The organism is Nocardia sp. NPDC004722 (assembly GCF_053601505.1).
This window is the reverse complement of the sequence record NZ_JBSGBY010000303.1, coordinates 1-10,123: the sequence shown is the minus strand read 5'-3', so window position 1 is coordinate 10,123 and position 10,123 is coordinate 1. Positions and strand designations below refer to the sequence as shown.

Sequence of the window (10,123 nt, the reverse complement as noted above, 5' to 3'; positions counted from 1 at the left end):
CCGACCGAACCGCTTGATACAAAACGACTTACGGTGATGGGCGGACGAACTCGGACCGTAGGCCCAACCTGTGGAAACCTGGGCTCTCGGGTTCGTGCTCTGATGAGTTCTTGATGCCCCTCCCGGAACAATCCGCTGTCGGCGGTACATCCGGCCCGGAGATCATCGAAGTGTCCCTGCACCTTTGCTTTTCGTGGGTGCATCGGCCGGGGCTATCCCCCCTGACTGTGACACGGACCGAGGGGTCTTCGAATCCCGCGGGGGGGGGGTGAGCGATCTGCGGGCGGGCCGCGCATGGGGCTTCGGGGTCAGCGCGTGAGTGGGACAGCGATCTGGCCGGGGAACTGCGGGTTCTCCGCTTCGTCGAGCATCGCGGCGGCAACGGTGCCTCGGCTCACCATGATTCGGAGGATGCTCTTGGGGGAGGCATCGAGGCCGACGGTGCGCCGGTCCGGACTGATCGGTTTGTTCGACAGGGGTCCGGCGTGGAAAACCGTCCCGCCGGCTGCGGTGACCACGGCGTCCGACTCGACCTTGTCGGCGACCTCCGCACCGAGTCCTTTGAGGACCAGCCGGTTGAGGGTGCTTGCCACCGCGGCAGAGGGGCCGGTGCCGTACGCGCCCAGCCAAATGACGCGGGCGCCCGACGCCACCGCCGACCGGGCGCCCGCGGTCAGCACGCCCGGCTTCGTCCCCTTGGGCACACCCAGTCCGGACAGCACCAGTTCGCTGCCTTCGAGCGCCGAATCGATCTCGTCAGTGTGGAATACGTCCGCGACGATCTTGGTCAGGCCGGGGGCGTCCGGAACGGTGATCCGGTCCGGGTTGCGGGCGATGGCCCTGACGGTATGGCCACGTTCGAGTGCCTGCCGGGTGAGGGAGAGTCCGGTGGGGCCGGACGCGGCCAGAACGGTGAGCTGCATGAAAATCGACTCCTCGGGGTCAATGCGAAGGATGTTTCGGTTCGTCTGCCGAGCCGGAATTCAGGCGAGGATGTTCAGCTGCGCCGATGTATCCGGGGCATCGACCGGATCGAGATAGAAGCGGACCGCTGCGGCGCGGCCGTCCTCGATCCGGATGATGACTGTGCCGCGGATGATCTCGACGACCCCGTCGGCCCGCGTTCCGATCATCTCCCACTCCGTCCACACCCGGTCACCGTCCACCACGGAGTCGATGACCCGGGCGTCCAGGCCGTTCGAATACCGAGCGAAGATCATCGTGTAGTTCGCGCGAACCTGGTCGGCACCGCGGAAGGAGCGATCAGGGTGCACCGGCACCACGCAGTCGAAGTCGTCGGTGTAATTGACCACCAGCTTTTCGACGTCACGATCGGACATCGCGGCGGCCATGCGAAACGGAACGGCGCGCACTTCGTCGGTCGACGCACTCATTTCACGCCCGCCTTGTCCGCGGACCCCGCGGCGATCGTGTAAAGCTCGGGATTGCCTGCGAGAGGGGCGAAACGAGCCACGGTCTCGGTGACAACGACCCGGTCGGCGAGTTGGTTGACATCAATCATGGTGCTCACCCTTCCGGGTTTCGGCCGCCGTAGCGGGGGCCAGCTTGTCCCCTGCTGGTGGCGATGCCGCTGATATTCTTCGGCCATGTCGGACGCGAACACTTTGGGAACGGTGTTGCGAGAGCGACGTGAACGCACCCGGCCCGAACAGGTGGGCGTCGCCAGTCACGGCCGCAGGCGCACGGGCGGCCTGCGCCGTGAAGAGCTCGCCGAATTGGCCGGGGTGTCAACGGATTACCTCAAACGGATGGAGCAGGGGCGCCGACATCCTTCGCCTGGCGTGTTGAACGCCTTGGCTCGGGCACTCCGGGTGAGCAGGGCGGAGTACGAGCACCTGTGTGCGCTGGCCGGTTACGCGCCGGTGGACGGGCGGGTGCCACGGCGGCTCAGTGATGGCGCGCCGACTCGTGGACCGGATAGACAGCACGCCGGTGTGCGTGCTCGACGCCACGTGGACGGTCGTCGGCTGGAACCGGGCGTGGGAAACGCTGGCCTGCGGGGTGCCCTCACTCCACCCGCGCGAGGGCAACATCCCCTGGCGGGTGTTCGTCGGCCAGGGCGGCCGGGTGACGCGGTCGCCGCAGGACGACGCGCGCTTCCAGCGCCTGCTGGTGGCCGAGTTGCATGCGGCCAAGACCCGATACCCCGCGGACGAAGACCTGGAGGCTTTGACCGCCGACCTCCAGCGCGCCAGCACCGTGTTCGCCGAACTCTGGGCGAGCACGCCCACCACCGGGCAGTACGACAGCCGAATGCTGCTGCAGCATGAGGATCTGGGGCAGATCGCACTGGACTGCGACACCGTCTATATTCCCGACGGCGACCTGAGGGCCGTGGTGTTCACGGCGGACCCGCCCATGGCCACCGGCCCGGCACGTGAGGTTCTGGCCGGATATATCTGACACCGCAGTTGTATTCCATTGTGCTGGATTCGTTTTCGCCGGGATCCGAGTTGGCGGGCGGAGGAATGAATCGCTATCAGCCACTGTCACGTACCGACCCTGATCGGTAGGGGTGCGTGGGCCCCGGTTTCGTTGATACGGTGCGGGGAGTGGGAGGGAGGTTGTGGTGCTGTTGGGACCGGGGACGGTGCTGGCGGGTTACACCGTGGAGCGGTTGCTCGGATCCGGCGGAATGGGTGCCGTGTATCTGGCGCGTCACCCGAGGCTGACGCGGCTCGTCGCGTTGAAGGTCCTCGCTGATTCGCTGGCCGCGGATACGAAGGCGCGCAGCGCGTTCGACCGTGAGGCGGAACTCGTCGCGCGGCTCGATCACCCGAATATCGTGCCCGTCTACGATCGCAGTCGGCCGCAGGACGAGGCTCTGTGGTTGTCGATGCGGTATATCGAGGGGGTCGACGCCGCCTCGCTGGTCGCGTCGACGCCGGGCGGGCTGGCCGCCGACCGGGCGGTGCGATTGATTGCCGACGCCGCGCACGCTCTGGATTTCGCGATCGATCACGGTGTGCTGCACCGCGATGTCAAACCCGCGAACCTGATGATCGAGCTCGATCCGCGACACGGAGAGCGCGCAGTGCTGACCGATTTCGGTATCGCACGCGCCCTCGACGACACCGCGACCATGTCGGTCGTCGCGGCTACCCTCGCCTACGCCGCGCCGGAGCGGTTCGCGGACCGGCCGGCCGATCACCGCAGCGACATCTACTCACTCGGCTGTACGCTGTTCGAATTACTCACCGGCACACCGCCTTTCCCCCGCGCCAGCCAGGCCGCGGTCATCGCCGCGCACCTGAACGACCCGCCGCCGGTTCCCAGCCGTGCTCGTCCCGGCCTGCCGACCTCCTTGGACGCGGTGATCGCGAAAGCTCTGGCCAAGAACCCGGTCGACAGATACCCGAGCTGTACCGCCCTTGCGGAAGCGTCGACCGAAGCGATTACGGCGACCGTGCCGATCGATTCCCCGCCCGCCACGATCAGCGCCGGGCCGGCCGGTACCCGGGATCGTGCCTCGGCCGAATCGGAGCGGACCGCTATCGACGTCGCCATACCGGAGGCGCGGCGATCGGTGGCGCGTCCGATCACGCGGCGGCGCATGGTGATCGGCGGCAGCGCGGCACTCGTGCTCGGCGTCGCCGGCTATCTGGGCACGACCCGCTTGCGTTCCCCCGAACCGGTCGCGGTACCCGACGGCCGGCTCACCGGTCTCGCCGGTGGCGCCAAGGCGATTGCCTACAGTCCGGATCGCAGCATGCTGGCCGTCGGCGACTCCGACGCCAAGACCCATCTGTGGACCTTGCCGACTCGGGCGTCGATGGGACCGGGGCTGGACCGCTTCGAAACAAGCTCCAACGCAGTGAAATCTGTGGCGTTCAGCCCGGATGGCACACTGCTGGCCGTCAATTTCGGTTCGGGAATGCGGATTTGGGACACCCGTACCCGGCAGCCTTACGGGAACGACTATCAAATCGCGTGGTCCCAAGGTACGAGCGCTACGGCCGTTCCGTTCGGCGACATGCTGGACCAGACGTATGCCGAGTCGATTGCGTTCCGCGACAACGGCACGCTGGTCACGTGCGGTTCATCGACTGTGACGTTCTGGAATCCCCTGACACATCGGAGATCCGGGAAGATCTCCATCACAGGCCACGAGGGTGTCCTGAGCCCCGACGGCACCACGGCCGCCGTGTCCGGCTACGGCGACCGCGGCGTTCAGCTGTGGAATACGGATACTGCCGAATCCGGAGTGACGCTGTCGGCCGGCCCGACGATCACCCTGACGGTACTCAGCCCGAACGGCACCGTGCTGGCCGCGGCCTGCGATGACAAAACGGTCCGGCTGTGGAATACCAGAACCGGTCAGCCGATGGGGTCCCCGCTGACCGGCCACACCGACGCCGTGACCGCCATCGCTTTCAGCCCCGACAACAGCACCCTCGCGACCGGCAGCACCGACACGACGATCCGGCTCTGGGATTTGCGAGCCGACCAGTCCAAAGGGTCTCCTCTGACCGGGCACAACAGCAGGGTGGAGGCGCTCGCCTTCAGTCCCGACGGCACTCAGCTGGCCTCGGGCAGTCACGTGGAACACGAAGTGCAGCTATGGCGCCTGCGCGCCTAGGCCGCCTCAGCACCGGTCCCCGAACGGCAGTCACGGTATGCGGCCGGTTCGATCAGCGCTGACGGCAGGCAGGAGCGGACATCCTCATCCTGTTCCGCTCCCAGAGAAGCAGGTATGTTTCGGATGGGGGCTGCCCTCGTAGCTCAGGGGACAGAGCGACGCTCTTCTACAGCGTGGGCCGCAGGTTCGAATCCTGCCGGGGGCACTGCACGAACAGTCGTTCACTCAATTCGGCTGATGACCCGGTTCGCGGATTAGTCTGCGCGGCAATGATCGGCGTCTGCGGGTGGGTGGCGTTGGGGTTGTGGTGGCATGCGTCAACTGATAGTTGACGTATTGCTTAGCGTCAACTACTAGTTGACGTATGGCGATGGCTGGCGGATGGCTTTCGCTGACAACACTGCTACCCGGGAGTTGTGATGGAAGGGTTTGAAAGCGCTGCGCAGCAGGCGGAGGCGTCGGGCAGGCGAGCGCTCGTTGTCGGTGCCGGGATCGCCGGTTTGGCTGCTGCGTTGCGGTTGCATCAGGAAGGCTGGGAGGTGGTTGTGGTTGAGCGTGCGCCTGGTCGTCGTAGCAGCGGTTACCTGCTGAACCTGCATGGGCCCGGATATGACGCTGCCGAGAGGCTCGGGTTGGTACCGGCGCTGAGTCGGCGCGATGTCGGGTTCTTCACCTCGGTGCTCGTTCACGCGGATGGGCGGGAAAAGTTCCGGATCCCTTCCGATGTCACCGAGGCCGCCGTCGGGAAACGGGCGTTGAGCTTGTTTCGCGGTGACTTGGAGTCGGTGCTGTATGACGCCGTGGCGGACATCGCCGATATTCGCTTCGGTACCACGGTGCGTGAAATCGTCCAGACCCCGGCGGAAGTCGTGGTCACTCTCAGTGACGGCACCCGCCTGTACGGCCAACTCCTCGTCGGCGCGGACGGGGTGCACTCCCGGGTCCGTGAACTCGTATTCGGCAGCGAGGCAGCCTATTTCGTAGATCTGGGCCATGTGGTCGGCGCGTTTCCGCTGTGCGCCGTTCCCGAACACATCTCCGATGGGTTCGGCATCACCCATATCGGCCCCGGCCGTACCGCCGCGGTGATGAACCTCGGGCCCGAGCGGTCTTCGGCGTTCTTCACCTACCGTTGCCTCGACCCGCGTGCGGAACTGGGTCTCGGCGCTGAGTCCGCGCTCGAGCAGGCGTTCGGGGATCTGGGCGGCGGCGTCGCCGAAGCCCTCGGCCAACTGGATTCCGCCACTGTCTATTTCGACTCGGTGGGCCAGATCGTGATGGATCGCTGGAGTCGTGACCGCGTCGTTCTGCTCGGCGACGCGGCCTGGTGTGTCACGGTATTCGCCGGGTACGGCGCCGCCCTCGCCCTCGACGGTGCCGACCGCCTCGGCAGTGCGCTGGCGGCACACGGCGACGACATTCCCGCCGCCTTGGCTGCCTGGGAAACGGCACTGCGCCCGGAAGTGCGCAAACGGCAAGCACTGGCCCGGAAGGGAATCAGCCGATTCGCTCCGTCGTCCCGTGCCCAGGTGTGGGCCGGTGAGATGGCGCTGCGCGCGATCGGGCTCCCCGGCATCCGCACCCTGGTCCGCCGGGCCATCCAACGCGCCAACAACTGATCAGGGCTGGCATCGCGGTCGCGGGTCAGTCGGATTCGATCGTCTTCTTGAAGATGCTCAGTCCCCGGTCCATGGTGGCGGTGAAGGGGGTGGCCAGGGTGTCGGGGAGAATGTCGCGGGACCAGACGAGGCGGGTTGCGTTGTCGCCGTGGGGGAATACCTGCATGACCGCGTTGTCGTGCAGCGGCGTCGGGGTACCGGCGAAGACCGAGTAGACGAAGCGGCGGGCTTCGTGGTCGAGGGTGATGAGGCGTTCGCGGACCACGGTGCCGTGGGCGAAGGTCACCTCGCGGATGCCCTCGCCCAGGTCGATGCTGGTGGTGACCAGGCCGGGGGCCATGCGGGACGGGCCGTCGACGAAGTCGGAGACCACCGCCCATACTTCGCTCGGCGCTACGTCGATGACGATCTCTCGGGTGATCGAAGTCATCCCACTATCCTTTCATTTCGTCGGTCAGCAGCACCGGGAGTTCGAGGAGGCCGCGGATGAGGGTGCTCGGGTGCCAAGTCGCGGGGGTCGGGGACAGCCGCAGGCCGGGGAAGCGGGACAGCACGGCGGTGAAGGCGATCCGGGCCTCCAGGCGGGCCAGGGGTGCGCCGACGCAGAAGTGGATGCCGTGGCCGAAGGCGAGGTGGCCGGCGGCGTCGCGGGTGGGATCGAGGGCGTCGGGGTCGGGGTAGCGGGTTTCGTCGCGGTTGCCGGCGGCGAGGGCGATGTAGACGAATTCGCCGGTGGGGATGGTGGTTTCGGCGATGGTGAGAGGTTCGGTCGTGTAGCGGACGGTGGCCAGGTTGACCGGGCCGTCGTAGCGCAGGAACTCCTCGACGGCGGCCGGGATCAGGTCCGGGTCGGCGCGCAGGGCGTGCAGGCGGTCCGGGGCGAGCAGCAGGGCGCGCAGGCCGTTGGCGATGAGATTGACGGTGGTGTCGTGGCCCGCGACCAGCAGCAGGAACGCCATGCCGATCAGTTCGGGTTCGGTGAGGGTGTCGCCGTCGTCGGCGGGGACGGCGAGCGCGGACAGCAGATCCGCTTCGGGCCGTCGGCGTTTGGCGCGCACCAACGCGGTCAGGTAGGCGGCCATGGCCCGGGAGGCGCGGGCGCGATCCTCCTCGAGACCGGCGACGGCCAGCAGCGCGCGGGTCCACGCCTGGAACTCGGCGCGATCGGCGAGCGGGATGCCGAGGAGTTCGCAGATCACCGTGATCGGCAGCGGTTCGGCGAACTCGCGCAACAGATCCGCCTCGGTCCGGCCCTCGAGCGCGTCGAGCAGCTCGGCGGTGATCTCCTCGATGCGCGGTCGCAACGCCGCGATCCGGCGCGGGGTGAAGGCTCCGGTGATGAGCTTGCGCAGCCGGGTGTGCCCGGGCGGATCGGTATTGAGCATGTGGGTCAGCAGCGCCAGAGCGCTCGGATCCGACGGGGCCGTCCCGCGTTTGGCGCTGAGCAGGGCATCGGTCGCGGCGGCGTCCTTGCACAGGCGGGGATCGCTGAGGGCGGCGCGGCCCGCGGCGTGGTCGAGTACCACCCAGCGAACGATGCCGTCGGGGAAGCGAACTCGGCGCACGGGGCCGCGTTCCCGCCAGCGGCGGTAGTGGGCGTGGGGGTCGGCGAAGAAGTCCGGGCCGATGGTCTCGATCCGGTCGGGGGCGTCGATGTCGGCCATGGCGTGACCCTATTCGGCGGGGCGTCCGGGGCGCGGGCGCGCGGGAAATGCCGATCAGCCGATCGGAGATCGGAATGGAATGGGTTGTGGTGAACCGGAATTCACCCGGGACTGGTCGAATTCGGGGACATCGAAGTCCAGAGAGGATGACCCATGACCAGCAACGGCATCAAGGTGAACGACACCGTCGCGTCGCGCGTCGGCGAACTGACCGAGGTATTCCAGCGCGGACTGGACGAGAAGCTCGGAGTCGGTGCGTCGCTGGGCATCCGGCTCGACGCGGCGGGGGACGGTTTCACCCGCTACCACCTGGACCCGAACCCGGCCACCATCAACGCCATGTTCACCGTGCACGGCGGCGTGATCGCCACCCTCATGGACACCGCCATGGGCAGCGCCGTGTTCACGAAACTGCCTGACAACACCGCCTATACGACCCTCGAACTGAAGGTCAATTTCATCCGCTCGGTCGCCATCGACGGCAAGCGGCTGACGTGCGAGGCCACCGCGGTGCACGTGGGCCGCCGCACCGCGACCGCGGAGGGTCGCATCACCGACGCCGACGGCAAGCTCATCGCACACGGTTCCACCACCGTCCTGGTGCTCGGCCCGCAGGGCTGAGCCGGGCACGAAGGGGCAGCGAAAAGGCCCGGCTCACAAGGGGAGCCGGGCTTCTGCTTCACCCGGTCAGACCAGGGCCTTGACCCGGTCAGGCCAGGGCGCGGCACTGCCCGATGAAGCGGGCCAGTTCGTCGACGCGGTCGGTGCGCGCGTCCACGGCCCGGTCGATCACCTTGAGCAGATGCTCGTACGCCTCGGTGTGGTCGTAGTCGGCGACCTCGGCGATGCGCAGCGCCCACCGCCAGTAGCCGCGCAGGGTGTCCGACAGCGGCATCCGGAATCCCGCGATCACGTCCCGGATGGGTTCGACCGCCGCGTCGCCCTGCACCCGCAGGTAGCGGCCCACCACGTCGGCCATGAAGCTGAAGTGGCGCGCCTCGTCGCGGGCCAGCCGACTCAGCACCGCCCCGAGCACGGGATCGCCGCAGACGTCCCGCAATTGGTGGTAGTACATCTGGGTGGCCTTCTCCTGCACCAGCGCATAGGCGAAGAACTGCACCGGATGCTCGTAGGGCAGGTCGAACGGCTTCCGGCCCTCCACCGCCAATTCCGCACGCAGCGAATCCCTTTCGGCGATCCCGGAGGCCACCTGATACCGGTTGAGCGCGCGGGCGTGGGTGTCCTCCTCGAGCGCCCACCGGACCGTGAAATGGTAGAGCTCGCGATTGTGGATGAACGCGGGCAGTTCGACACTGTCGTTCACGGGGAAGAACCGGTGGTACACGTCGAAATACCCCGGCAGGTGATCCTCGATGTAGGTGACGAACTGCACCGCCGAGCGCTGCCCCTCGGTGAGCCGTGAGGCGTCGGCGTCGGCCCAGTCGAAGGCGGTCTCCACATCCCAGGCGCGGGCGGCGGGCGAGGCGGCCAGGAAGCCGTCCACCGCCGCCACCAGTTCGCCGACCGGCAGCAGTGCGGATTCGATGGTCATCGATACTCCTGACGGTCAGCGGGCCTTGCGGCAGCCCAGCGCGTAATGCTTGGTGGTGTAACCCCATCCGGCGTTGGCGACCTCGAGGTAGTGCCGCAGGTTGCCCGCCAGCCCCGGCTGCCGCGCGTCGATGGCCTCGGCGGCGGCGTCCACATTGGTGATCCAGTCCTCGATGGTGCGCCGGTAGTGGTCGGTGAGATCGTCGACGGAGGTGATCGTGAAGCCCGCGTCCTCGGCGGCGGTGACCAGGTCCGACAGCGGCCGCAGATCGCCCCAGCCGAAGATGTCGGAGCGCACGAACTCGGTGCCCGCCCGCTCGTCGAAGGCCCGGCGGGCCGCGGCATTGCGGAAGCAGCTCTCCGAGACGTAGAGGGTGCCGCCGCGGCGCAGCACCGTGCGGGCGCGGCGGAACACCTCGTCGAGGTCGGGCATGTGCACGATGGACCCGAGCATGGTGACCGCGTCCCGGCTGCCCGCGGGCAGCTCGAGCTTCTCGAAATGCCCTACCCGCGTGTGCACTTGGCGTTCGACGCCGCGCGCGAGCGCCTGCGCGGCGATGTAGTCGTGCTGGCGTGGCGCGGGACTGATGCCCAGCGTCTCGCAGCCGTACTCCTGGGCCATGAACAGGATCAGCGAGCCCCAGCCGCAGCCGATGTCGAGCAGCCGCTCCCCGCCCTGGATGCCGAGG

The 10,123-nt window shown here is 67.7% G+C and carries 11 protein-coding genes, 1 tRNA gene and 1 pseudogene; 6 read left to right on the top strand and 7 right to left on the bottom strand.

All coding sequences use genetic code 11. From position 1 onward, the window contains the following. Nucleotides 1-308: 308 nt before the first annotated feature. The 3 genes from ACWELQ_RS26450 to ACWELQ_RS26440 are packed head-to-tail and all read right to left on the bottom strand — an operon-like array spanning nt 309 to nt 1,522. Nucleotides 309-923, bottom strand: a complete 615-nt coding sequence (locus ACWELQ_RS26450; RefSeq protein ID WP_452399748.1) for an NAD(P)-dependent oxidoreductase — start codon at nt 921-923, stop codon at nt 309-311. A gap of 60 nt (nt 924-983) precedes the next feature. Next, nucleotides 984-1,394: a nuclear transport factor 2 family protein gene (locus ACWELQ_RS26445; RefSeq protein WP_452399747.1), complete on the bottom strand. Its 411-nt coding sequence runs from the start codon at nt 1,392-1,394 to the stop codon at nt 984-986. Next, entirely contained in the window at nt 1,391-1,522 is a 132-nt protein-coding gene (locus ACWELQ_RS26440; RefSeq protein ID WP_452399746.1) for a hypothetical protein, read from the bottom strand. Before ACWELQ_RS26440 ends, ACWELQ_RS26445 begins: the two co-directional genes overlap by 4 nt. Before the next feature lie 85 nt (nt 1,523-1,607). Here ACWELQ_RS26440 and ACWELQ_RS26435 point away from each other — a divergent pair. From ACWELQ_RS26435 to ACWELQ_RS26415, 5 genes and pseudogenes are all read left to right on the top strand, one after another. Continuing rightward, nucleotides 1,608-1,847, top strand: a pseudogene (locus ACWELQ_RS26435) (helix-turn-helix domain-containing protein); the annotation flags it as partial. A gap of 67 nt (nt 1,848-1,914) precedes the next feature. Further along, nucleotides 1,915-2,424 carry an MmyB family transcriptional regulator gene (locus ACWELQ_RS26430; RefSeq protein WP_452399745.1) on the top strand — a complete coding sequence of 170 codons (510 nt, stop codon included), beginning with the start codon at nt 1,915-1,917 and terminating at the stop codon, nt 2,422-2,424. A gap of 166 nt (nt 2,425-2,590) precedes the next feature. Continuing rightward, complete coding sequence (locus ACWELQ_RS26425) at nt 2,591-4,600, top strand: WD40 repeat domain-containing serine/threonine protein kinase (protein WP_452399744.1); 2,010 nt, start codon at nt 2,591-2,593, stop codon at nt 4,598-4,600. Between the two features lie 132 nt (nt 4,601-4,732). Then, nucleotides 4,733-4,805: transfer RNA gene (locus tag ACWELQ_RS26420), tRNA-Arg, on the top strand. A gap of 214 nt (nt 4,806-5,019) precedes the next feature. After that, a complete protein-coding gene (locus ACWELQ_RS26415) occupies nt 5,020-6,219 on the top strand; it encodes an FAD-dependent oxidoreductase (protein WP_452399743.1) in 1,200 nt (399 codons plus the stop codon). Nucleotides 6,220-6,244: 25 nt separating this feature from the next. On the opposite strand, the gene ACWELQ_RS26410 is transcribed toward ACWELQ_RS26415, so the two are convergent. Beyond that, nucleotides 6,245-6,649, bottom strand: a complete 405-nt coding sequence (locus ACWELQ_RS26410; RefSeq protein ID WP_452399742.1) for an SRPBCC family protein — start codon at nt 6,647-6,649, stop codon at nt 6,245-6,247. Between the two features lie 4 nt (nt 6,650-6,653). Beyond that, the gene (locus ACWELQ_RS26405) at nt 6,654-7,883 is read right to left on the bottom strand and encodes a cytochrome P450 family protein (protein WP_452399741.1); all 1,230 of its coding nucleotides are present in this window, start codon (nt 7,881-7,883) and stop codon (nt 6,654-6,656) included. Between the two features lie 153 nt (nt 7,884-8,036). Here ACWELQ_RS26405 and ACWELQ_RS26400 point away from each other — a divergent pair, with 153 nt between their 5' ends. Then, a complete protein-coding gene (locus ACWELQ_RS26400) occupies nt 8,037-8,504 on the top strand; it encodes a PaaI family thioesterase (RefSeq protein WP_452399740.1) in 468 nt (155 codons plus the stop codon). An 88-nt stretch (nt 8,505-8,592) separates the two neighbouring features. Here ACWELQ_RS26400 and ACWELQ_RS26395 read toward each other — a convergent pair whose 3' ends face one another. Together ACWELQ_RS26395 and ACWELQ_RS26390 are read right to left on the bottom strand one after the other, a co-directional pair. Continuing rightward, nucleotides 8,593-9,435, bottom strand: coding sequence for an acyl-ACP desaturase (locus ACWELQ_RS26395; RefSeq protein ID WP_452399739.1), 843 nt, complete (start codon nt 9,433-9,435; stop codon nt 8,593-8,595). Nucleotides 9,436-9,450: 15 nt separating this feature from the next. Continuing rightward, on the bottom strand, nt 9,451-10,123 hold a 673-nt coding region (locus ACWELQ_RS26390), incomplete at its 5' end, for a class I SAM-dependent methyltransferase (RefSeq protein WP_452399738.1).